17 protein-coding genes and 2 pseudogenes are annotated in these 23,918 nt (G+C 37.9%); 12 read left to right on the forward strand and 7 right to left on the reverse strand.

The window, feature by feature from the left end; all coding sequences use genetic code 11:
- Positions 1–50: 50 nt before the first annotated feature.
- A pseudogene (locus AYJ08_RS24570) lies at positions 51–253 on the reverse strand (hypothetical protein).
- 251 nt (positions 254–504) lie between these two features.
- Between AYJ08_RS24570 and AYJ08_RS17425 the strand changes: the two are divergent.
- Positions 505–936 (forward strand): PLAT/LH2 domain-containing protein, encoded by a 432-nt coding sequence (locus AYJ08_RS17425; RefSeq protein WP_064018781.1) that lies wholly within the window; start codon positions 505–507, stop codon positions 934–936.
- Positions 937–1,043: 107 nt separating this feature from the next.
- Here the strand turns inward: AYJ08_RS17425 and AYJ08_RS17430 are convergent, their stop codons facing one another.
- Entirely contained in the window at positions 1,044–1,328 is a 285-nt protein-coding gene (locus tag AYJ08_RS17430; protein WP_064018782.1) for a hypothetical protein, read from the reverse strand.
- A gap of 88 nt (positions 1,329–1,416) precedes the next feature.
- Entirely contained in the window at positions 1,417–2,163 is a 747-nt protein-coding gene (locus tag AYJ08_RS17435; protein ID WP_064018783.1) for a hypothetical protein, read from the reverse strand.
- Between the two features lie 160 nt (positions 2,164–2,323).
- Here AYJ08_RS17435 and AYJ08_RS17440 point away from each other — a divergent pair, with 160 nt between their 5' ends.
- On the forward strand, positions 2,324–2,662 hold the full coding sequence (locus tag AYJ08_RS17440; protein WP_064018784.1) for a YolD-like family protein: 339 nt from the start codon (positions 2,324–2,326) through the stop codon (positions 2,660–2,662).
- Positions 2,663–2,726: 64 nt separating this feature from the next.
- A pseudogene (locus AYJ08_RS24575) lies at positions 2,727–2,879 on the forward strand (sporulation protein YhbH); the annotation flags it as partial.
- Positions 2,880–3,175: 296 nt separating this feature from the next.
- On the opposite strand, the gene AYJ08_RS17450 reads toward AYJ08_RS24575, so the two are convergent.
- On the reverse strand, positions 3,176–3,589 hold the full coding sequence (locus AYJ08_RS17450; RefSeq protein ID WP_064018786.1) for a hypothetical protein: 414 nt from the start codon (positions 3,587–3,589) through the stop codon (positions 3,176–3,178).
- Positions 3,590–4,458: 869 nt separating this feature from the next.
- On the opposite strand from AYJ08_RS17450, the gene AYJ08_RS17455 reads away from it, so the two are divergent.
- Positions 4,459–5,292 (forward strand): DUF2935 domain-containing protein, encoded by an 834-nt coding sequence (locus AYJ08_RS17455; protein ID WP_064018787.1) that lies wholly within the window; start codon positions 4,459–4,461, stop codon positions 5,290–5,292.
- 117 nt (positions 5,293–5,409) lie between these two features.
- Here the strand turns inward: AYJ08_RS17455 and AYJ08_RS17460 are convergent, their stop codons facing one another.
- Entirely contained in the window at positions 5,410–5,796 is a 387-nt protein-coding gene (locus tag AYJ08_RS17460; protein ID WP_064018788.1) for a YmaF family protein, read from the reverse strand.
- A gap of 473 nt (positions 5,797–6,269) precedes the next feature.
- Between AYJ08_RS17460 and AYJ08_RS24980 the strand changes: the two genes are divergently transcribed.
- Together AYJ08_RS24980 and AYJ08_RS17470 are read left to right on the forward strand one after the other, a co-directional pair.
- Positions 6,270–6,608: a DUF1036 domain-containing protein gene (locus tag AYJ08_RS24980; RefSeq protein ID WP_082891013.1), complete on the forward strand. Its 339-nt coding sequence runs from the start codon at positions 6,270–6,272 to the stop codon at positions 6,606–6,608.
- A 945-nt stretch (positions 6,609–7,553) separates the two neighbouring features.
- On the forward strand, positions 7,554–8,405 hold the full coding sequence (locus tag AYJ08_RS17470; RefSeq protein ID WP_064018790.1) for an alpha/beta fold hydrolase: 852 nt from the start codon (positions 7,554–7,556) through the stop codon (positions 8,403–8,405).
- Between the two features lie 125 nt (positions 8,406–8,530).
- Here the strand turns inward: AYJ08_RS17470 and AYJ08_RS17475 are convergent, their stop codons facing one another.
- Positions 8,531–10,501: a serine hydrolase domain-containing protein gene (locus AYJ08_RS17475; protein ID WP_231929147.1), complete on the reverse strand. Its 1,971-nt coding sequence runs from the start codon at positions 10,499–10,501 to the stop codon at positions 8,531–8,533.
- Between the two features lie 277 nt (positions 10,502–10,778).
- Positions 10,779–12,269 (reverse strand): hypothetical protein, encoded by a 1,491-nt coding sequence (locus tag AYJ08_RS17480; protein WP_064018792.1) that lies wholly within the window; start codon positions 12,267–12,269, stop codon positions 10,779–10,781.
- 576 nt (positions 12,270–12,845) lie between these two features.
- Here AYJ08_RS17480 and AYJ08_RS17485 point away from each other — a divergent pair.
- The 6 genes from AYJ08_RS17485 to AYJ08_RS17510 all read left to right on the forward strand — a co-directional run bounded on the left by AYJ08_RS17485 (position 12,846) and on the right by AYJ08_RS17510 (position 23,635).
- Complete coding sequence (locus AYJ08_RS17485; RefSeq protein WP_064018793.1) at positions 12,846–16,442, forward strand: CheR family methyltransferase; 3,597 nt, start codon at positions 12,846–12,848, stop codon at positions 16,440–16,442.
- A gap of 253 nt (positions 16,443–16,695) precedes the next feature.
- Entirely contained in the window at positions 16,696–18,129 is a 1,434-nt protein-coding gene (locus AYJ08_RS17490) for a hypothetical protein (protein WP_064018794.1), read from the forward strand.
- A gap of 214 nt (positions 18,130–18,343) precedes the next feature.
- Positions 18,344–20,176, forward strand: coding sequence for a sensor domain-containing protein (locus tag AYJ08_RS17495; protein WP_231929149.1), 1,833 nt, complete (start codon positions 18,344–18,346; stop codon positions 20,174–20,176).
- Between the two features lie 250 nt (positions 20,177–20,426).
- A complete protein-coding gene (locus tag AYJ08_RS17500) occupies positions 20,427–21,122 on the forward strand; it encodes a hypothetical protein (RefSeq protein ID WP_064018795.1) in 696 nt (231 codons plus the stop codon).
- A gap of 191 nt (positions 21,123–21,313) precedes the next feature.
- Positions 21,314–21,673 (forward strand): YhjD family protein, encoded by a 360-nt coding sequence (locus tag AYJ08_RS17505; RefSeq protein ID WP_003335335.1) that lies wholly within the window; start codon positions 21,314–21,316, stop codon positions 21,671–21,673.
- A 108-nt stretch (positions 21,674–21,781) separates the two neighbouring features.
- Positions 21,782–23,635, forward strand: a complete 1,854-nt coding sequence (locus tag AYJ08_RS17510) for a bifunctional metallophosphatase/5'-nucleotidase (RefSeq protein WP_064018796.1) — start codon at positions 21,782–21,784, stop codon at positions 23,633–23,635.
- The last annotated feature ends 283 nt before the right edge of the window (positions 23,636–23,918 follow it).

The following is a 23,918-nucleotide window of genomic DNA, read 5'->3' on the forward strand; positions in this document are numbered from 1 at the left end:
AAATCATTTATACACAGAAAACCCCCCTAGGAAGCCCTAGAGGGTTATTGCTATTTAAACAACTTACCAATACCTTAAATATATCAAACGTAGTCCTGTTGTAAACTTTATTATAAGCATGCCTCTTAGGGTTTCTGAGCCATCCCCAACCTCTTGGCATCTTCAATCCAGCTCGATGTACTAACTGTCTTTTTAGGCTTGTCCTAGTTGCTATACGCTTCTTTAAACTTGGTTTCCGCATTCCAAACTTCATAGTAACCCCCTTTTTATTTTGATTTAGTAGGCAAAGATAATGCGAAAGCTCTCTGACTGAAATTAGACTGGAGGGCTATATAAAATACTTTCTATGAAATTAATAAAAGCTCTATCTTATTTTCAGTGACTATCTTTCGTTAATATAAAAAATTGATATATTACCAAAAAATTCATTATTTATAATTTACTTATTTTAAAATTAGTGGTATATTTTTACTGTAATTATATTAATTAAATGGAGGTTATTCTATGAAAAAATTTGCTCCAGTGTTAGCTGCTGTTGCTGTTTTGTTGTCAGTCGCTCCTGCATCTTCGTTTGCTGCTCATCAGGTTTCAGAAGTTCAAAAAGCTCAAAAAAATTACACTTTGGAAATTAAGACCTCTGAATCTACAGATGCGGGAACTGACTCAAATATTAAAGTTACTATCAGGGGATCGAAAGGTTCTTTTACGAAAGAGTTAAATGGTACTTTTGAACAAGGAGATCTTGAAACGTTCTATCTTTCTGGAACAGATGTTGGGGAAATTCGGTCCCTAACTTTGATTAGTGATGGAAAAGGTTGGAAATCTGATTGGGAAGTGGAATATGTCATACTTAATGGTCTAAAGAAAACGGTTAATTCTTGGGTAAGCCTTAAGGGAAAAGCAGGTAGTTTAGATATTCCTTTATCAAATAAATAAGTCATAAAAAAACAGAAAAGCTCTCCGGCGGAAATTAAACCGTTGGAGGGCTTTTCTGTTTTTTTATCTAACTTATTATGTTTCTCTTAAAAAAAGTAGGGTTTCCCTTATCTGTATCTGCCTGGATTGCGAAAATCATAGTTGATTACATTAATTTTTTTGGTTGTTTTTGGGTTTTCGATAAAACTAATAGTCGCATCATCCTCGTTGTATATCCATATATCCCCAGATTGTGTTGTTGAAATGTGGACTCGTGATTCCTTAGAATCCTTAACATAAACCGTTTTATCTACTGGGTTAACGTGTAAAAATAAATACCAAGTGGCAATCAATGCTAAATATAATAACAATACCAAGCCAAGTAGAGAATAAAGTGAAGGTTTCTTCTCCATATGTATCGCCCTCCCTAAATAGTTAATTGATTCCATAATAACAAAATTAAGAAAAATCAAAAATGCGCCAGAAGGCGCATTCTCTTTATTATTTATAGTCCTGAGACCATTGTAACCATCTTGTGGGCTTCTTAAAATTACCTTTGTGAGTAGCAACTATATTATCAGTAAAGCGATTTCTCTCGTCCATTGTCCACGTGCCTTCGTCATAAAAGCCAGTCCAGTAAAAGACACGAGTGTTATATGCAGAGCCTTCTGAAGGTCCTTTGAATTCTTCTTGTACAGTGAACTCTTTGGAAACTTCTACCCCAATTTGTGATTCAACTTCACTAGCTGCTGATGCTGGAGTATTTGCTCCTGCTGTAACGCTTGACTTTATTCTAGTTTGGGAACTTACCTTACTTGCTTCTTTTGAAGTAAGGGTTATTGTTTGGCCTCTCGCCACCGAAATAATTTGTATTGCTTGGGTTGGTTGATCGCTTCGAGTCGTTCTTAACACAGGAGAATCATAATAAGTAAACACTCCTTGAGGAGCGATCTCGCTTGGGGTGGTGTTGCTTTTGGGAGTAGACCGGGGAGTAGAATTTTCAGCTTCAAACACATCATGAATGGTAATCTCAGAAGCATCACCCGCTTGCTTTACAATTGCATTAATTTCTTCTTCAGAAACTTTACCGCGGAGGTCATCAGGGATATTTACTCGAATGTCTTGATTATTTTCCCCTTTTAGTTCTACTGCGGGGTTGGATTCTGCATAAGCACTAGTAGGAAGTGAAATAGAGAGAAGACTAAGCACACTCATAGCTGTAACTACAGTAGTTGCAAACTTCTTCATAAACGTATTACCTCCATATTTAATTTTCCAAAATCAAGAATATATTACAAAATATGGATTTTAATGTATATCGGACTAAAGTACCAATTCTAACCATTGTATAATCTCCTCATCATCTAATAAAATAAGAACATATATTCGTATTTAAGGAGATGTTTTGATGGCTAGCAAAATTCTTGATCCACTTGTAACGAAATTCATCTTGCCAGAACATGCAGAAATGTTACGTCAGTATCACGAGGATAAGAAACTGATCGAGAAACCGATCATTGAAGAGGATGAGTTGTCCGAGTTTTGCTACAGGATATCTGACTCGCGTCAGTATGACTACGCATTAACAATTAGCTGGTGGAAAGAAACAAAAGAGGGCAGAGGAGTAATTGAATCTGCTTGGGGCTGGGTAGAGAAGTTTGATTCAACGTATAAACAAATCAAGTTAAAGAATGATGAGGATTTTTGGTGGATACCTGTAGAGGATGTAGTGGATATTACTACATAATCAGTTTGTGATGAATATAATAAGAAGTAAGTTATTTTTAAGGTTAGTCCGTATATATCTTAGGGAGTTCAATCAGTATAATCGTCACAGCACTCTCATGTCCGCATATCGTCATATTAAAGATCCGAAATTCATGTACTCGATTATTCGGGAAAAAGGAGAGGTTTACAAGGCTCTGAAACAGTTTTTTGGTAAAAAAGAAATAGAGACTTACTAGAAAGAATAAAATTTTCAATAAAACCCCCTGCGGTTAATTATGCTGTATATCCTTATTGTAAAGGGAACAGAGATAATCCACCAGAAGGGGATTTTTTGTGATATATAATCTGTTTACATTGCTTGAATGTAAACCCGTGGTTAATTTTGATAAATTAACGGTTAAACTAACATAGTGGTTGCGAAAATGAAATTAATTTGACAAATAAGCATTCCTTTTGCTAGAGCATATCACTATCATTTGGGACAAAAAAAGAGACTGTTCCATCATAGAAGGAAGGTCTCTTTTTTCTTTACCTATTCTATAGAAAAGTCAGTCGTGGCTTCTATGAAAATACCATTGTGTGTACTACGATTGAGCATCTCTAAAGTATATTTTTTTCCCTTTTTTACATCCCATGTAGTGGAGGCAGTTCCATTTTTTTTCACATTAAATACCTTACCAACCTGATTTCCAGTATCATCCCAGAGGGTATATTTAATATGGGTTATAGAACCGTCGGATGACTGATCTACGGTAAGAGTCAAGGTATTACTGGAAGCTCTAAAAGTAGGTGTCTCATATTTCTTTTCTGGTTTTAATGTTCGGCTGTCACTAATAATAGAAGCTACTGCTACAGCAGTATTTTCAGATTGAATTTCCATTGCGATTGCGGGGGTAGCCGATACTAGTAAAGCAAGTACTGAAGCAATGCCAACTAATTTTTTCATTACCAATTCACTCCTTGATATGTATTTTATTTACAATTGTATATTATAAAAATATTCTGAATTTGTCTATAATATTTTGAATTTTTTCGGCAACTTTAGTGAAGAGCACAATTACCCCTGCGCTATAAATAAACAATTGAACTGTTATGCTGCTATAGTCTTCCATTGTTAATGATTTAAATCTTGCAAGGATAAATAGGTTGGTGGAGTGCCGTTCCTACCTTTGCAGCTACTGAGATCAATACTGTAAAAGTAACAAAATCTCAAGAAGACTTGATTGAACTTAAAATAGCTAATTTTTTAGGTTCGATACAGAGTTTAATTAATTTACTCGATAGTTCATATTGGATAACCTTACATTTACATGACAGAATTGTAAGAGTTCTATGTCTCAATTTGAAACCATTTTGTAAACCAAAGACAATGTGAATTTTTAACCGATACCTGTTGAAGAATGTGGTAGTGTGGAGAAAAATAAGTACCACTTTTTGATAGTTAGTTATAAATAAACGAGCAAATTGTTACGAAAAAACTCAGTATCATATGCTATTAGTTTTTAGAGGTGAAAATTTTATTTTGAAAGGTAAAGGTTAGTCACTCTGGGATGCTAGAGGATGTCAAATAGGCCTGTCTAAGTAACTGACAGGCCTATGTCTAATAAAATTATGCTTTAAATATTTAAAAACTACTAGTTTATGATAGAGGTGTTCAGTAAAACTTAATAAACAAGCAGATATAAAGTAAATTTTACAGTGTGTGGCATTAAGTAATTTAATCGACTATCCAATAATGAATGTGAGCAACAGACATTTGAGACACGCCTCTTGCATAAACTTAGAGAAATACATATGTTGGGGAGGATTCATTGGATGGCGGATGCATTTGTAATTAGATCACTTGAGGAAGTTCGTTTTTGGTCTAGGATAATGAAGGAACATTCGCTTTTTTTGAAGCTAGGTTTTAATTGTGACGATACCCAGTTAATCAATGAAGCTGAGTATTTTTACCATATATTCGAAGATATAGAAGCTCAAGCCCTTTCCTTATCAGAAGATACCGACCCCCAATATATATGTCAGTTCAATGCTCAAATTCTTCCTTATGTTAATCAAATTTGGGCTTTCAAAAGAAGGGTATTAGGTTTGATCATCTCCTGTCAAATTGGAGGTAATAACTTTCCATTATTAGTGGATCATGTTAGCCGAGAAGCTGCTTACTTTGCGAGGCGTTTGGAACAATTAAACACCGGAACCCTAGATCCTTTGCCGGATGCCATTATTAATGAAAATGTCTTCTTTCTTAAAATTATGGCTGATCATGCTAAATTCATTAATCACTTACTAGATCCTTCTGAAAGGAAATTGGTTGAGCAAGCTCGTGACTTTAGCCACGACTTTGATCAACTTCTATACCAAGCCATTGATTTAGATTCCATGAGTCCCCAATCTCAAACTGTTCCGTTACTATCGCAGTTTGTTGATCAGAATAGAGTGTCTGTCCGTCAACTCCGTGATTTTAAAAAAACTGCTCGCGATCTAATCGAAGCTTGTCGAATCAAGAGCATTATTCCTCCTCTTCTTGCCGATCATGTTTTTAGAGAGGCATCACATTTTCTTGAAATTTTAGATGCATTTGAAGAGGTATTAGAAGGGGCAACAAAACGGAGTAAACAAAGAAGAAGTACTCCTGAATCCGAGTGTTAGTCAAGAACCTATGTATTTAAAAGCTCACAAATGATTGTGAGCTTTTTTTGCTCACTTCTTGATTAGATTCCAAATGTGAATGAATATCATACTACTTGGCAAATCATGTCCCCATGTTTAAGGGATTTCATTTTCTGTTGCTCCTTTGTAATGATGGGTGTGAGGGCGTCTTCCGTTTACTGTTGTATACCCTTCAAAGTAATGAATATGTCCTCCACGCCGTAGTTGGATTGCAGGGCCGGTTGTACCTTCAATTACATGAGAATGACCATCATCAAATGAAGTAATCGTATAATAGCGATGAACGTGAGGAACACCTGTTGGGGCTGGTTCAGTTACCCCAATGTATTGATGATCATGACCATCATTAAATGATGTAGTTCCCGAAAACGGATGACGGTGTACAGGCATACCATTCCAAGAAGTAATATATAATCCATGCGAATGTTCTGCGGAGGAGTCATTTGATTGAAATAGAAAACCTTCAACAGGTATTTTTCTCATTTTAAACCCCCTTCTCCTAGTTAATTACACTGTATGAATGGGGATGGAAATTGACATGGGCATAAGTACCATTTCAGGATAGTTGACCGGATAGAGTTTCAATTTAAAAAACAACTCCATACATTGGCTAGAGGTATGACAAGAAGTCCTAAAAACCGGCAATTATTGATATTGAAAATGATGGAGAGGGTATGGATGCAAATTGCCACCATTAAAATAATCTAGTAAGACATATAGAAGGCGGATAGCATTGTAATATATTGGAGATACATCTGAAGTGATATAATAAAAGATCATTCTTCACATAGCTTCTTAAAAGCGAGGAGTAAAATAAATATGATAAGAATGAACTAACTAGAAGGATAGTAAAAACGTCCGATTATGGGGATTTGATCATATTAATTATCTAAACTTCCCCTTACTCTCCGCGTATGACATACAGCCTGACAATAACGGGGGAGGAGTGATCGACGATAGGTCTTCATTTCCCCAACAGGATTAACGTAGGCTTGCAGATTGTTTATGCCTACTCTGATCCCAACTGCGAGGGGAGCAACAAGTGGTCAAAGAAGGGCTGGTATCAGGTGGATCCGGGGAACACAGTGCAGGTTTGGAGCGGGTGGGCCAACGGTAGAAAATTCTTTTACTACGCTGAGGATACAAGTGGTCTCGGACGTACGTGGTCGGGCGAATTTGTTACCCCAATCCCTTCGAGAGCTTTCGATTGGTGCTGGGACACAGGAAGTACCGACAGCAGAAACCTGGGGTTTAAGAAATTACAGGTCCCTAATCAATTCTTTCGCCCATTTTAGACTATACAATCAATCTACAATAAAAAGAGAGAGGGACAAAGCGCTATTTCTCGAATTTATGAGGAATGGCGTTTTTTAACTTTTGGGATAGCTATCATATTTGGTATTAATAAATAAAGTAGGCCATCTCTATGAAACTATCAGATTGTGCCAGTTGTTATTCTGACTGACAGTAGGAGATTTTGAACTTCGTGGAAGAATTATTCTAATAATAAGCATTTTCTTAGGAACAAGAAAATGCTTTCTAGGGAACAAATGTCATCTTCTGCAATTGTAGGAGTCTATTGCTGATGAAGTTCAACTGTTGCAGCGAAACATTTGTATTAAAAACTAGTAAGGGAACTGCCTAACTAATATTACTTTGGAAGATAGTTCATTCTCAATAGATTCTTCATCTAATATAGCAGGAGCCCCAATTTTTGGATCAACTACTTCCTTTTTAACGGCAGGAACTACCCTTAGACTTGTAAATCCGCAAAGTGCTGGCGGAACAACTTATAATCTTGGCGTGATTAACAATCCATTCCTGCCTTTCTCTCCAACCGTAGCACACCTCTCCATTACACGTATCACAGATTAATAAGGGAAATGTCGATGACCTAATAAAAATGTAGTAGACCGGAAAGTAAGTAAATCAATACGGCTCTCTTCTGGACACATCCAGAGGGAGCTTTTTTGCATGCAAGAGTTGTATGTAAGCGAAGAATCGCTCTCAATCCAAGTACCTATTCTTAGGTATTTTTATATGCTACACTTCCTAGATAGGGATATTATGTTATCGTATCCCAAATGTTTTACTATCGAAGCACACCATTGATTGAGGTGATGTAAATTGTTAGAGCGTTCAATGGAAAATATAAGGGGATTAGAAGCAGGAAAGGGAGTGATTCAAAGGAGAGCTTGAGGTTTAATAGCTCTTCTTAACAAAAAAAGGGGGCTATTCAGATGAACCAATTTAAAAGTATAACCAGCGATGGATTTACATTAAACTATTGTATAAAAGGGTTTGGAAAGCCAGTTCTGGTGGTAGGGAGCAGCATATATTATCCACGTTTATTCTCAGAAAATCTATTTGAAACATTTCAATTTATTTTTTTAGACCATAGGGGATTTGTTAAGCCACCGCGTGCTTTAGAACCAGAAGATTATAAATTGGATAAAATTTTAGATGATATAGAAAGGGTAAGACAGACACTCGAATTGCAGGATTTTATTATACTGGGACATTCAGGACATGCCTTTATGGCCTTAGCGTATGCCCAGAAATATCCAGAAGCTGTTCAGAAAGTTGTCTTACTAAATTCAGCACCTACAAATAGTCAAGAAAGACAGCAGCAAAGCACCGCATTTTTTTATAAAACGGCCAGCTTAAAGAGAAAGCGGCAGTTTGAAGCAGATATCGCATTTTTAGAAAGTGACATCCAAAAAGATCCTGAAAGACGATTTGTCCATATGTGCATTCGCATGGGAGCTCAGAGTTTTTACGATTATACATTTGATGCAGCTTATATGTGGGAGAATGTATATACCAATATGCCAATTATGGACCATCTGTGGGGAGAAGAGTTTGGAAAACGTAATTTAATACAATCGTTGACTGATTTCAAAAAACCAGTATTCATTGGTTTAGGAAGATATGATTACCTGGTTTCTCCCGTTTCACTATGGGACTCACTTGATGACACATATAGGAACATGAAGAAAGTGATTTTTGAGCATAGTGGGCATAATCCTATGTTTGAAGAACCACAGCTATTTGATAAAACCTTAATGGAATGGATGAATGAGGACAAGTAGGTTCCTTGGTTCTTTTTTTCAAAAGGCCGTTTCTTTGCTTTCAAGGAAACGGCCTTTTTTGATAACCTTACTCCATTCAACACAATCAAAACCTTATGTTTATTCCATACTCATATAGAGATTACTTATTTTTTGAAAATATGCCGTGCATAGTTATATAGGAAGGCAGCAGCTTCTTGGCGAAGTAGAGGTTCCTTAGCCTTATAGTCAATCAAGCTTTTGGAGGAAATAACCTCAGGTCCGTATAGACCATGAAATGCTACATATTGAACGGCTTGAGTAGCCCAAGGATCAATGGCGCCTTTAAGGTTAACATTAACAGGCTGAGCATTCAGTAATGATTTGGACACCTCAAATAAAATAACGGCCGCTTCCTGTCTTGTAATAGGACGATTGGGTTCAAATTTAGTAGTAGAGGTTCCTTTTAACACATCTGCTTCTACAAGAGCTTGAATTTCTTTTACGTATGGACTCTTTTTAGAGTCTATAAATGTCACAGGATTAGTAGAGGCACGAACCCCAATAAGCCGCACTAAATCACCTGCAAATTCGGCTCTTGTAATAGGGGATAAAGGACGGAAGGCATGATTCGAATCTCCTCGGAGCACGCCAAAGTCTTGAACGCCATTGATATATGCGGCATATGGGTGTGACTGAGGAACATCGGAAAAATGCTTAGAGGGAGAAATTTTTTGAGCCATACTGACCATATTATGATATTGCAAATAGCCTATGCTGCCATCAGCGGATTCCTTAAAGGCTAAAAAGGTGCCTTTTTCGTCCTTGAACAGCAATGGATCGATCTGGCGAAGAATATTTTTCCCCATTGGATCTTCTGCTATTAGCTGTCCTTGTGAGGTTGCTGTAATTTTAGTGAGCCAAGGATTTATCCGCAAATCCCGATAGGTACCCTCAAAGCGTTTCAATTGTTGAGGAGAGGATGTCATATAGGTCTGTTTTTTCTCAGGTATAGGGTAATAGTGATTCATGAAAGCTTTAAATAACTCCTCGCGAAACTCCTTATCTTTATTGAAAATAATAAACCCACCAACCTTATGCTCTGGCAACAGCCACATCCAAGAATGGAACCCGGGTATATCTCCACCTTTGCCTATAACAAATTGATTATTGTGACTGGAATGGTAGTATGTTTCAAAGCCGTATGCCATATTTGGAACCTTGGGATGAACGGAATAGTGAATGGTATGCATATTTTGAGCTGTATCCTGTTTCAGGATTGTTCTATCCTCAAACCAACCCTTATTGAGATGAGCCATCATAAAATGGGCCATGTCATGCCCAGTTGAAACCATTCCTCCTTCAGGCTGTTCAATCGGATTGGATAGAAAAACAGGAAATGGTTGATTGCTAGAAGTATAACCAGTTGCTAAATTAGCTTTTAATTGCGGTGTAAGTAAGAAGCTGCTATTTTCCATTTTCAAAGGGTTAAAAATATTTTCGGTCATGTAATGGTTGAAGGATTTACCAGACAACTTCTCCAGAATGTATCCTTGAAGACTAAAGCCAAAGTTATCGTAGCGGAATGCTTCTCCTGGTTTACGGACAATACTAGGCATATTCTCTTTCACGTATTTATCCAACGAGATCGGCGGGATACTACGGTGATGGATAGATTCCAGCTTATCTGTAAAATCAAAGCCTGCTGTGTTGGTTAATAGGTGCTTCATTGTTAGTTTGTCATTGGTTTTATTGTTTAGCGTTATGTCCCCAAGATAGGTTTGTATGTCCTCATCTAAATCGAGCTTTCCTTGTTCTACTAACTGCATAATTCCTGTAGATGTAAAAACTTTAGAAATAGAAGCTAGCGGAAAAATGGTATGGTTTGGATTGACAGCTATTTTTTTTTCTACATCAGAATAACCGTACCCTTTATTCAGCAATATCCTGCCATCTCGGACGATAACAAAAACAGCTCCCGCCAACTGATTTTTAATATGTGATTGATTAAAGAACTGATCTGCAAAATCTTCTACTTCTTTAGGGTCTGTTGGGCCCAAGAGAGGTCCTTTTACAGGTGAACTATAGGTATAAGGTGTGGGAAAAAGAATAGCTATGGTCAGGATTACTACAAACATGAATATACTGTATTTCCTGCTATGCTGCTTAACCATCATACATCTCTCCATTCGATCAGTTTTGTTAGATGCATATGAATTCAACTCGCCTATAAGTGCGATCACTCTCTAGTATTGGAATCATATTGGAAGTCTTGCCTGATTGGATCGCCCTTTTATATAAAAACAGAAAATATGAACAGTACGTACATGATTTACCAACAGCATGTGAAAGAACTTTTTCGCTAGGAAGAGAAAAAGTCCTTTCACATAAATAATTATCGTTTTAATAAAAATATCAGCTTGTTTCTAGCACATGCATATATGGCTCGTCAAACATGGATAACAGTAATTCCCGAGTAGCTGTATGGCGTAATCCACACAGAATAATGCGAATTTCTTTACGCATATTTTCTACCGACATGATTTCGCCTGTGTGGTTTTTCGATAATTTATCCTTTGTGGAATACGTATTCAAATAATGAGCATTTCGTTTCGCCACGATCAGCAATCGACGTTGAATGTCTGGTATCGCATCTGTGAGGGGGGCTTCCATTTCAATATACCCACGAATTTCAGCCAAACGAGCATATGCTTCTCGCCAACGCCATAATTGCTTTTTCTGTTCTCGCTGGTCTGAATCTGGCTCTGGTAAAGATTCTTTGGATATCTGTGAGGCGGTATATGTGCTTGGATGCAGAGCTTCTTGTACTTTTGCAAAATCATTCAAATCTGGTGCCATTAATTCAATGACTTCTCGATAGGCTGGAATATGATTATATGCTCCATTTCGAATTGTCCATCGACAGTGCTGCTTGGTATTTTCTATATGCGGCTGGCAAGGAGGTATCATAGAAAACGTTTTCTCTTCTGTAAGCGGATGACTAGCTACTATTAGTTGGTTAGCAGAGTTTGAGTTATTTGGTGTGTAATTATTTTCTGTTCCTACTTGCATGTAAGCCTTTGTGAACCATTTTAGAGAGCTAGCGGATATCGAAGAAATATCTCCACGTATAACACTAAGGTTATATTCTCTGAATTCAGGGGAGCTGGAACCATTAAATCCATCATGAATCACATGCAGGCTATCTCTTACAGCAACTAATTCGGAAAGTACCTTTTTTTCAAGAGTAACAATCCCCTCTTCCACGTAGGAAAGATAGTTATTTCTTTCATTTTCATTAGCTAAGACATGCGCGTAAAGGTTATAACAAAACAGAATGTGAGCCATTTCATGAAAATAACTTTGATAAGGAAAATTGACGTAGTTCGTTTGGAGAAAATATTGATGATTCTGATAAATTAGATCATTCTCAGGTCGGAAAAGAGAGAGATGGGAGTTGGCTTTGTCTGCAATGTACAGAGTAAGTCCTTCGTTGTAACTGGTAATCCACATAGCCTGATAGGTAGGGCTTAGTAGCAATGCAATCGAATGATTGGTAATACGACCAGAAAGATTAAAAAAATCACTCTGATAATGAGGATAGAAAGACAGCCAGGTCATCCCCAAAGCGAGTGCTTTGTATAACTCAAATTCACTTTCTTTAGCACAACCAACAGTGAATTGATGTAGGGAAGTTAAACATCGCATAAAAGAATGTGAATCGTATGTATAATTTTCAACAAATTGTTTATAGGCAGACTCAAAATCAGCAGGCTCTATCGTCAAAAAAACTTGCAAGCCATCAATCCACAGGTCTCCACCAATAGAGGAATTCATCCATGCTTCATAATCTTGAGTAAGAGAACGAATCTCTTGATATTTTTCGAATAGTTGGCAGTATTGCACGAAATGACCTCCTTTTTATTTTTCGATAGATTAGGAATCAATTCCATAAAGAAGAGCACTCTAAGTAGGTATCCCTATCTAACAGTGTACGATTTCTTACAAACTATTTTAGGTTATAGATCAATAAAGGAAAGTGACAGCTTTTCGTTCTTACATAGCAGGATAAAATGTTACTTTTACTACTTTTTTGTGAGTAATTCCCCTTTCTTAGATAATATATAACAAACATTACAAATATACAGTAAATTAGTGTTTGTTTATGTAGTATATGGTAATATCTGGGTATAGTCAATAGATCATATACAAAAATTCATTGCTAATTTTTGAACGAATCTCGTCCTTCCTTCTCGTAGATAGGACGGGTATTTCGCATGTCATAATTTGAAAACAATATATTATGTTTTTAGATGTTCTGCTAAACTTGTAGTAGTGTGTTTTGGTAATTTTTATGAAAAAAACTTTGGAAGTGTCTCCCTCGTTTTTAGGCTCGACTGCGCTTTTCCCCATCTATTCATTAGGGAATAGTTGCCGGAAAAACGTTTGTCACAGTATTTTTGCAAGGAAAGGTGATTTTAGATGTCCAATCGAGAAGAAGATTCTATCCAAAGAAATGAAACGAACAAGCAGAATACAGAAGAATTTGTAGTAGTAGGGATTGGTGCATCTGCTGGGGGACTAGAGGCGTTGCAGGAATTCTTTGATCATTTACCAGAGACTTCAAACATGGCATTTGTTATTGTCCAACATTTATCGCCACATTATAAAAGCTTTATGGCTGAATTGTTGGAAAAACACACATCCCTTAGGATAAAGCAAGTGACCGATGGTATGAAAATCGAGCCCAACTTCATCTATTTAAATCCACCTAAGAACTATATTCAACTTATCAATGGTCGTTTTTCTTTAACTACGTATCCTGAAGTTTCTGGGATTCATTTACCTATAGATGCCTTTTTGGCATCCTTGGCCACTGAGAAAAAACAACGTGCTATCGCCATCATTCTTTCAGGAACTGGGACAGATGGTTCCAATGGGATAAAGGCTATCCATGAATATGGAGGAATGGTTATGGTACAGGATGGCGAATCGGCCAAGTTTGATGGTATGCCAAGAAGTGCGCTCTCTACGGGAGTAGTAGATTTTATCTGTGCTCCGTTTCAATTAGGAGAGTATCTAGTACAGTATGTAAAACGCTATGTCCTTAGTGAAAGAGAAGAGGAGAGAAGTATTGCAAAGGATCGAGTGAAAGACATACTCACCCTGCTTACAAGGGATAACGGAGTCGACTTTACTGGCTATAAACGTGATGGTATCATCCGGCGAATTGAACGACGAATGAAAATAAATAACAAGCAATCCTTAGAAGAGTACCTTCAGTATTTAGAAGAAACACAAGAGGAGCAGGGAGCCTTACAAAAAGATATGCTGATTAATGTCACCCATTTCTTTCGAGATCAAGAAGCGTTTAACATCGTAAAAGCAAATGTAATCCCCAAAATAATCGAAAATAAACAAGCAAATGGTGAGCAGCATGTGCGTATTTGGGTAGCGGGATGCTCCACGGGAGAAGAAGCTTATTCCCTTGCTATGTTGTTTGATGAATATTTATGTAAAAAAGAAATCACACTTGATGTTCGCATCTTTGCTACCGATTTAGACAAAGAAGCAATAAACTACGCTGCTCAGGGTATTTACCCCGCCTCCATTGAGAAGGATATTTCGAAAGATTTGTTAGATCGGTATTTTGAGAAACAGGGTGACGCCTATCACGTCATTAAAAATATCCGGAGAATGATCGTTTTTGCTCCACATAATATTATTAAAGACCCACCTTTTGTCAATATGGATTTTATCACATGCCGAAACATGTTGATTTATTTTCAACCAGATGTCCAAAAAAGGGTACTGAGCTTGTTTCATTTTTCTTTGCATCCTAAGGGATATTTATTTTTAGGACCAAGTGAAAGTATCGGAAAGTTAGCGAATTTATATGTTCCTCTCAATCGTAAATGGAATATTTTCACCATTCGGAAATCGAATCAAAACACTCCCAATCATACTATCCGTATTGATAAAGAAAGCGGACGTCCAGTTCTACAGTCCAGCCCGGTGAAAATAGGGGAAAGAGAAATGATTTCGGGAACGAATAAGCTAGACGATATATACGCTACGATCATAGAGGAATATTTGCCAGCATGTGTGATTGTTGATAGAAACTATGATATCGTTCATACTTCAGGTCCTGTTAATAAGTATCTAACCTTACCGCGCGGCAAAATTACATTAAATATTTTTAAGCTAGTTTCGCCATCCTTATCAGCAGCAATTGGCTCAGCAATGCATAAAGTCAGGAAGGAAAATAAAGAGATTATCTTTACCAATGTAAAAGTAAAAGAGGAGGCTAACGTTTCTGAATTCATAACACTTAGCATTAACAATTTTGCTCCCCATAAATATAACGGGCAATATATGATGATTACCTTTAAAGATGAAGCAAAACCTGATAAATATCCGGAAGATGCGCAGCAGAGCTTTCATGCTCAAAGCACGACGACCCAACGAATTCGCGAGCTGGAGCTGGAACTACAATATGCGCAGGAAAGTCTACAGGCAACTATCGAAGAATTAGAAACCTCGAATGAAGAGCTACAATCTACCAATGAAGAATTAATTGCTGCAAATGAGGAACTCCAATCCACTAATGAAGAACTCCAATCTATTAACGAAGAATTAATTACCGTTAACGCTGAACATCAAGCCAAAATACAAGAACTGCTTGATTTAAATAATGACATAGATAATTTTCTGCTCAGCACGAAAATCGGGACGATATTTTTGGACAGAGATATGTGCGTACGCCGATTTACACCAGCAGTAACCACCCTTATTAATCTAATGGACATGGATATCAATCGTCCGATTAGTCATATAACACATCAATTGAAGTATAACAATTTGGTAGAAGATGCTGAGCACGTCTTACATAGCGTAATGCCGTTGGAAAAAGAAATTCAAAGCTTACATGGCCAATGGTATAGCATGGAGATTTTGCCCTATCGGACACAGGATAATGTTATTAAGGGTGTAGTCATTACGTTTGTAGATATTACGGAATTAAAAATGGCCAACAAAGAGCTACAGAAGCTCTCCTATGCGATTCATCAAATCCCCAATAGCATTATTATTACAGGCCTTGACGGTGAAATTCAGTATATTAACCCATCTTTTACCGAAAAGACAGGCTACACAGGAGAAGAAGTGATCGGTCAAAAGCTTAATCTTATAGAAAATCATGAGGATTATGAGGAGAACATTCAAGAAGAAATAATCCAGACCCTAACCAAGGGGAGAAATTGGTATGGTGAATTACAAAGCAAACGCAAGAATGATGAGGCCTTTTGGGAACGAACAGCATTCCTGCCCATTAAAAATGAAGAAGGGGAAATCATTCATTTCCTTAAAATTAGTGAGGATATTACCCAACAGAAAAAAGCGGAAGAGTTGTTACGTAAATCCGAAATGCTATCTGCCGTTGGCCAACTGGCTGCTGGGATTGCTCATGAGATTCGCAATCCATTAACAGCGCTAAAGGGCTTCATCCAGTTAATGATGGCAGATGGGCAGGGGAATGAGAAGTATTTTCAGATTATGATGGGCGAGTTTGATCGCATTGAATTAATTATTACGGAATTGCTGTTATTATCCAAACCACATGCCCTTAGCTTTCAGACAGAGGATATTGGAATTATTCTCAATGATGTATTAATGCTAATCGAAACACATGCTTTGATGAACCAAGTAGATATTATCCCAGTAATTCCAACGCCTTTACCAAAGATTCATTGTGTGGAAAATCAGCTAAAGCAAGTATTAATTAACGTGTTAAAAAACGCCATTGAGTCCATGCCGACTGGTGGCAGTGTTGACGTGCATGTTAGTAGAAAGGCATCAGGAAAAATTGCTATAGAGATTACAGATCAAGGAAAGGGAATTCCTCAGGATAAACTAGCAAGAGTTGGCGAGCCATTCTTTACTACCAAAGAAAAAGGAACTGGACTAGGCTTAATGGTTAGCTACAAAATCATTGAAAATCATAATGGTGAAATACAGATTGAAAGCGAACTAGGTAAGGGAACGACAGTCCGAATTATTTTGCCAACCGTTTCGATATAACAATAAAGCTCAGTGCAGCCCCCCTTTTATTCGCCATAATCTCCGAAAAAAGGGGGGATTTACATTCAGCATTCATTGCATCTGCTTGATTATTCGTGAGTGGAAAGTGATTAATCGAAAAAAATGTGGAAAATGTTGGTTGAAAAATCCAGAACTTAAATGTAGGATAATAAATTATGATAGAAAGTAAAATAATGGTACAAATGAAAAAGAATGATTTTTTTTAAAAATAATAACGAAAGGAGAAAACAGCATGCAGAAAAAAGGAAAATGCACAAGGGTTTTGTTGCTTGCAGGCTACTTACTACTGGCAAGTGTCAGCCTAGGAGGAGTTACTGCAGAAGCAAGCGGATTTCAATCAAGCACACTTGCAAACAAAGAAACAATACAATCCTCAAACAAGCAAATATCTGATCAACGGACATCTGATGTAGGGATTCCTACCAGAGTGTCTACGCAAACCTTTCCTTTTTATGTTGCCTTGCAAAATGAACATACGGTCTTGTTGTGGGATGCATCCAAGCAGGGGAGCCAACCGATCCCTATAGCGACAGATGGCAAGGTGCAGATTGTCGATTGGTCAGTTACTAAAGAGTGGATTGCATATTTACAAAGTCCCGATCCAAAGAGTTATTCAGGTCCGTGGTATTTATGGGTTTCGAAGGCAGATGGCAGCAAGAAATATCAGGTAGATCAAAGAGAAATTACAGGTACTCCTAAATGGTCGCCTACAGAAAATATGCTGGCTTATCAGACAAGAGAAAATTCAAAGGAAGAAGGAATAGTTGCTCGTATTACGCCAAAGGGGGTAGAGAGGGTACAGAGCATTTTTCAGCAGAATGAGGTAAATGAGGTATCTGATTACTCCTGGTATCCAGATGGAAAAAGTCTTGCAGTATCCTTTCCACAAACGAAAACTGAAAATCTACATATTAATCAGGTTTTCTTAGATGGTACTTCACGAACCCTATACAGCCAAATGATATCTACTGTTGAAGGAATCTATGCCCGTGATGCTACTGGATTAGTGTGGTCGCCAAACGGTGCCTACCTTGCCTATTTTGAAAAACCTAATTCTGCTTCGTTATCAGCAGATGGAGTCCCCATTAAAGTGTTACAAATTCACTCACAAAAAACCTTTCAAATAGGTGTGGGTTTAGCCTATCCAGAGTGGCTGACCTGGTCCAAAGATAGTACTAGGCTTGCCTTTATAAATGGAGTAGATCGTATGGCTACCTATGGGAAAAAATTAGGAATATGGGAGACGCTAAATAAACAGGTGTATAACAAAGGTCAAACGGATAAAGTGGATTCCTTGCCCGCGTTTGGTTCAAAAGCAGACGCTCCACTTCTATTTTTACGTGGACAGGAAGCACCGTGGCCAACCCAATTGGAGAATCGTCCCTTAGTACCAGGTCAACGTATCTGGCAACTAGACAAGGCAGATCAGGCTAAAGCTATTACTGCTGGCTCATCAGCAACAGCGGACAGTTCCTATTCTTTGGCACCAACAGGTCGTCAGGTAGCATATGTTCGCTTGCAAACTCCTGCTAACGGTTCGTTATTTGTAAAAGATCTCAGTACGGGAAAAGAACATGAGCTTCTTAAAGGCGTAACACTTTCCAGCGGCTATTACGGAAACTACCTACCAAGCTGGATACAGATTGCTTGGAAAAGGGAGGCTTAGAAAAGCAAATGATCTTGACAACCTGAGGCATTGCTTCAGGCTTTTTTATGCTTAAACCAGAGGGAACGGTACTAGTCACAAAGAAGGGGAAAAGCCTAGTAACATTTTTAAATCATAGTCACTCCGACCCTTTTATATTGAGAGAAGATGGGGTATTGTGGAAAGCAGGATGGATGGAGAAAAAATGAAGGTTACGACAGAAGGAGAAGTTGCAATGAACGACGTTTCAGAAATGATGAATTCGCTCATCCTCTCTTTTTTTGTCGGGATGGGGGTAACCCTGCTTATTGTAGGGACCGTCGGACTGTTACGCAAACAGGGGTATTTAGACATCGAGAAAAGAAGTATTTGGAAAAAAGCGAATCGTAGCCAAATGTTTTGGGAAACAAATAGTGATGCTTGCCTGCTTCTTAACACGAATAGAGAGATTTTAGAAGTGAATCCTGCCTGGAGAAAATTGATCGGTGAAGATTCTACAGAAGCTGGATGTTCAAGCAGAACATTTATGGACTATGTAGGCAAAAAAGAAATACCCGCTATACGAAAGTATTTACATCGATTGTTCCAAGGTGAAACCCTGAATGCTAATGTTACTTTAGTTGAAAATAGCCATCGTTTTTTACACGTGAATATAACATTCCTGCCGTTGATCAGGAGAAAACGTGTTCTAGGAGGCATTCTCATGATACGTGATTATACTGATCAAAAAAAGGTGGAGGAACAGCTTTACCATATGGCATATTACGATATCCTAACCGACTTACCTAATCGACGTTTGCTAGAAATTAGATTTCAAGAAGTGCTGCAAACGATGAGAAGTCCAGAACCACTTGAAAAACTAGCTGTACTGTTTTTAGATATAAATAGCCTTCAAGGAATCAATCATTCTTTAGGTCATCAATTTGGTGATTTAGCGCTGATTACGGTAGCGAACCGTTTAAAATCCTGTGTACGTGAGTGCGATACAGTATCGCGGTTAGACGGAGATGAATTTATTTTATTACTACCTAGTATTATGCAAGATGAACTTTTCCTTATCTCAGATAAAATTATTCAAGCCATTGAACAGCCTTGCTTGATTAAAGGTCATGAAGTGCATGTAACAGCGAGTATTGGGATTGCCCATTATCCAGACGATGGTCAAGATTTACAAGCTCTTATGAAACAAGCAGATACTGCAATGTTCCACGCAAAAAGCCGAAATGGCAGCCATTATAAACTTTTTTCTCCCATAATGAATGAAATAGATTTTGAACGATTACATGTAGCCAGCGAATTACAACGAGCGATGGAAAATCATGAGCTACGGTTATATTATCAGCCAAAGGTTTCTATAGAGACACAACGAATTGTAGCGATGGAAGCTTTGATACGGTGGGAACATCCGATGAAAGGCTTGATTGTGCCTGATGAATTTCTACCGTTAGCAGAACAGACAGGATTGATTATCCCTATTGGTGAATGGGTATTACGTACTGCTTGTAAACAGACAGTAGAATGGCAACAGCAGGGATATCCTCCCGTACGAATTTCGATTAATCTGGCGAATAGTCAAATTTGGAAACATGACTTTATTGATATGATTGCTGCCATTTTAAAAGAAACAGGATTACAGGCAGAATATGTAGAGCTTGAGCTGACTGAGAGTATGCTATTAAATAACAAGCAAGGATACGAGCTGGTACATCAGTTAAAGGAGCTGGGTGTACAAGTATGCCTTGAGCAATTTGGCAGCGATTTGCATAGTTTGCAACAGTTGATTCATTTGCCAATTGACCGAATTAATATTGGTCGGCGCTTTATCTATGAGCTGCCGTATGAGGATAAAAATCAGGCTGTGGTTTTATCTGTGATTGCACTAGCTCAAAACCTCAATTGGACGGTATTGGCAAAAGGAGTCGAAACTCAGGAAGAACTAGATTATTTAAGCAAGCACCGCTGTGATGAATATCAGGGCTATCTGTTTCAAGAGCCTGTTTCTTCTGACAAAGTGAAAGCCTTACTACGTCAAAATCTGGTGCTATTAAATAGAATGAATGAAAGATAACCCCCCTTGAGTTTTACAATAGCTGAAAAAAGGACAAAGACTGGGCAATAGGCTACTTGCTCGGTCTTTTTTTATGCAAGTAAAGAAAATGTAGCCCTATTCTCTCAACTTTTTCATAAAACTATGAATACTCTATCCCCTTAATTCATATAGTAGTAGAGAGGCAGTACAGCTTTTGATTGGAACGAAACCATTTTGTCTAGCTTAGAAATTAGGCGAACGATGATTTCCGAACAAGGGGGAGTGTAATATGGTACTTAATGATCGACTGCGCAGACGAATAATCGTCTTACCTATCATTGCAATATTATTGGCTGGCTGCGGTAATGGTGTTCAAGCTACTCCTGACTCTGAAAAATCAGGCCAAATAATCAACTCAGGTGCGACAGCTACTGTCTTGGAAGAAAACAAAGATCATACTAAACAGATACCTCAATCTAACAATCCAGCTAGTAGCAAGGGCCAACCGCCAGCTCAAACCAGAGAATTGACTTACACGATAGATGGAAAAAAAGTGAGTGAGCAGGCGCAGCTTTTTGAAAGTCACTTAGGATATTTCCTTTATTATTTACCTGACTTTATAGCCACTGGCGAAGAGCCGGGGAAAGATATGCTCTTCTATGAGAAGAATGACCGGTATGCTGTCCGGATTGAGCAAATACCGGATAAGGTAGATCTAGCTGCACAAAAGAAGCTAATGGAAGTCGAATTAAGTGATTTAGGAAATGTACAGAATCTGAAAAAAGAGCAGGAAACAGATCCTTTTTTGCAAAAAACAGCCCTTCATCTTGGGGTGGATACGAAAAACGATCATAAAGAAATTATCGTTACAAAAATAGATAGCAGATGGTTTAGATTTACGGTATTTGCTCCTAACGAAACAGAAAATGCTGTTATTCTTCCGAAAATCTGGGCTATGTTGAAAACGATTATGGTTAAGGAATAATTACAACAAACCATAGCAGGTACTAAGTCTTAAGGCCTCAACCGATACACGAGAGAATAAAAGATTGGATATATGACCAGTACAATTGAGACCTGTGGATTTCAATCGTATTGGTTTTTTGTTGCATGAAAATACCTCTATCCTTCATAATATAAGAACATATGATCCCATTTAATAATAGGTGATAATAAATGGAAATTCAAGAACAAATTTTTGCTTATGTTATATGGAAAGAGGCAGGAAAGTATTTAAAACGAGATACAGAGCTACTAATCAATTCTTCTTTAAAACTTGGGATGGCGTATGGGCATTTGCTCTCCTTCCTTTGCGAAGTAGCTTATGGGATGGAAAAGGCCGTTGCGAAAGACCTACGAAAAATAGATGTAAGAATGCTTGCCATAGAGGAGGATCGCGGGGAGACATTTGTACTATGGAAGCATAGAGGAGAGAATCGTTTAATGAGAATCCCCTTCGCACGAATAAAAAGACAGATTCAAGAAAAAATGGAAGATATGATTGAGTCTTTACATAAACGTACGGAAAAACTCTGAATATATCCGCTTACACTACCAATTTTGCGACAAAAAGATGGGGGAAAGCAAAAAAACTTGGTATAATAGCTACGACATTATATTTATTTTTGGGAGGAGACTCAATACATGAAAAAAAGTATTACTGGATATTCCCTCTTAACAGGCTTACTAGCTTCTTCTTTATTCGCAACAAGCGCTTTTGCAGCACCTCTTCAACCAGTTACACATGCAAACTGGATGAAGGAACAGAAGATTATCTCTGATTTGTCTTTGGACAGAAATATTACATTGGCGGAAGTAGCAGTAACCATGACAAAAGTAAAAGGTGTTACCTTGGGAGCGGCGCAAGGTAAAGCACATTGGGCTACTCCTGCTTTGCAATGGTTGGAAAAGCAAGGTGCATTAACGGCAGCAGAAGTAAAAACACCAGCAGTAAACGTTTCTTCCGACAAAGCGATCGCAATTGCCAAAAAACTAGGCTATGACTTGAAAGTAGACAAAAAAGCTACGCTTACTCGCGGCGATTTCCTACAAGCATTAGGTGATGCCATTACAACTCATGTAACGATTGCTCATACAAATGACGTACATGGCCACATCGACGAGAATGAAAGCGGAAAAGAGTTTGGGTATGCCAAAATGTCTACCCTAATTAAGGAATGGCGCGAAGAAAACAAAAACTTCTTATTGCTAGATGCTGGTGATACATTCCAAGGAACAATATTTGTAAACCAGTTTAAAGGTGAGTCTGTTCTTCCGATCCTTAATCACTTAAATTATAATACGATGGCAGCAGGTAACCATGAATTTGACTTTGGCTATGAGCAACTGTTGAAATTGCGCGATCAATTGAAATACCCAGTCATTAATGCCAATGTAGTCAAAGAGGATGGCACTAATCTTTTAGTTCCGGTATACAAAACAGAAATTAATGGCAAAAAATTTGCTTTCCTTGGCTTTGTAGCTGAAGATACGCCAATCCTGACTCATCCTGACAATGTAAAGGGGTTAACTTTCAAATCACCAGTAGAAGTTGCCAAGAAAATGGTACCTGAGTTGAAGAAGGAAGTAGACCATGTTGTTGTTGTTTCTCATATAGGTATTGATGTCGACCGTGAAGTAGCAAAAGCAGTTGATGGTATTGACCTTATTGTAGGTGGCCATTCTCATACACCATTACGACAACCTGAAAAAGTAAATGGCACCTACATCGTTCAGGACTGGGAATACGGTAAATCATTAGGTCGTGCTGATCTGTTCTACTACAAGAACAAGCTCGTAGGCTTCAGCGGTGGCTTAGTTGAATATGATAAAAATGTAAAACCTGATCCAGAAGTAGAGAAACTGGTAAAAGACGTAGTAAATAAAGTAGATAACGCTATGAAAGTGGTAATTGCAAAAGCTGAAGTACCTCTTGATGGCGATCGTGAATTGGTTCGCAAACAAGAAACAAACATCGGTAACTTAATTGCGGATGTAATGCGTGAAAAAACACAGTCCATCAAAGGACATGAAGCGGATATCGCCATTACAAACGGTGGAGGAATCCGTACCCAATTGCCAGCGGGTGATATCACCAAGAAAGATTTGTACACATTGCTACCGTTCCCGAACACACTTGTCATTATCGAGGCAACGGGGGATGAGATCGTTAAAGCAATGGAAGTCGGTGTAAGTGAAGTAGAGAAAGGTGCAGGTCGTTTCCCACACATCAGCGGCATGTCATTCTCCTACAATCCGACAAAACCTGCAGGTCAACGCCTTGTGGAAGTTAAGGTAGCAGGTAAACCAATCGACCTGAAGAAAACATATCGTATCGCAACAAATGATTTCATTGCAACTGGCGGCGACGGATACTCAACACTGAAAAAACCAGCATTTGATACCGGCTTCACTCTTTACAGCATCATGGAGGATGCATTCAAAGAGCGCAAGGTGATTGCGCCTAAAGTTGAAGGTCGCGTCGTTGAAGTAAAATAGTAAAGTGAAAAGATAGTAAAAGGGGCAACTTTCCGGTCATCAGACTGGAGAGTTGCTTTTTTTTGATGTTCATGAAATCCAGTAATAGTTATTTTTATCCAATGTGACTAGGTTTGCCTATTTTCGAATTATTCATCACATTTATGGATTATTATTTATACTGTTACTTTATGTCTGTATATAAAGAACAAAATAAAAAAATGATGAAAAATGTAAAAAAATAAGTTGACAATATTTTCGAAATATTTAAAAATGAGGATGTACTTAAAAATCTTATTGGGAA

The sequence above is a fragment of the Brevibacillus sp. SKDU10 genome (assembly GCF_001645205.1).
GTDB lineage: Bacteria > Bacillota > Bacilli > Brevibacillales > Brevibacillaceae > Brevibacillus_B > Brevibacillus_B halotolerans.

What these genes read in the sequence shown, in the direction of transcription:
- AYJ08_RS17450 (WP_064018786.1), bottom strand. Translation starts at nt 3,589, where the DNA reads ATGAAAAAATTAGTTGGCATTGCTTCAGTACTTGCTTTACTAGTATCG.
- AYJ08_RS17460 (WP_064018788.1), bottom strand. Translation starts at nt 5,796, where the DNA reads ATGAGAAAAATACCTGTTGAAGGTTTTCTATTTCAATCAAATGACTCC.
- AYJ08_RS17485 (WP_064018793.1), top strand. Translation starts at nt 12,846, where the DNA reads ATGTCCAATCGAGAAGAAGATTCTATCCAAAGAAATGAAACGAACAAG.
- AYJ08_RS17495 (WP_231929149.1), top strand. Translation starts at nt 18,344, where the DNA reads ATGAACGACGTTTCAGAAATGATGAATTCGCTCATCCTCTCTTTTTTT.
- AYJ08_RS17455 (WP_064018787.1), top strand. Translation starts at nt 4,459, where the DNA reads ATGGCGGATGCATTTGTAATTAGATCACTTGAGGAAGTTCGTTTTTGG.
- AYJ08_RS17475 (WP_231929147.1), bottom strand. Translation starts at nt 10,501, where the DNA reads ATGTTTGTAGTAATCCTGACCATAGCTATTCTTTTTCCCACACCTTAT.
- AYJ08_RS17505 (WP_003335335.1), top strand. Translation starts at nt 21,314, where the DNA reads ATGGAAATTCAAGAACAAATTTTTGCTTATGTTATATGGAAAGAGGCA.
- AYJ08_RS17470 (WP_064018790.1), top strand. Translation starts at nt 7,554, where the DNA reads ATGAACCAATTTAAAAGTATAACCAGCGATGGATTTACATTAAACTAT.
- AYJ08_RS17435 (WP_064018783.1), bottom strand. Translation starts at nt 2,163, where the DNA reads ATGAAGAAGTTTGCAACTACTGTAGTTACAGCTATGAGTGTGCTTAGT.
- AYJ08_RS17490 (WP_064018794.1), top strand. Translation starts at nt 16,696, where the DNA reads ATGCAGAAAAAAGGAAAATGCACAAGGGTTTTGTTGCTTGCAGGCTAC.
- AYJ08_RS17440 (WP_064018784.1), top strand. Translation starts at nt 2,324, where the DNA reads ATGGCTAGCAAAATTCTTGATCCACTTGTAACGAAATTCATCTTGCCA.
- AYJ08_RS17430 (WP_064018782.1), bottom strand. Translation starts at nt 1,328, where the DNA reads ATGGAGAAGAAACCTTCACTTTATTCTCTACTTGGCTTGGTATTGTTA.
- AYJ08_RS17500 (WP_064018795.1), top strand. Translation starts at nt 20,427, where the DNA reads ATGGTACTTAATGATCGACTGCGCAGACGAATAATCGTCTTACCTATC.
- AYJ08_RS17510 (WP_064018796.1), top strand. Translation starts at nt 21,782, where the DNA reads ATGAAAAAAAGTATTACTGGATATTCCCTCTTAACAGGCTTACTAGCT.
- AYJ08_RS17425 (WP_064018781.1), top strand. Translation starts at nt 505, where the DNA reads ATGAAAAAATTTGCTCCAGTGTTAGCTGCTGTTGCTGTTTTGTTGTCA.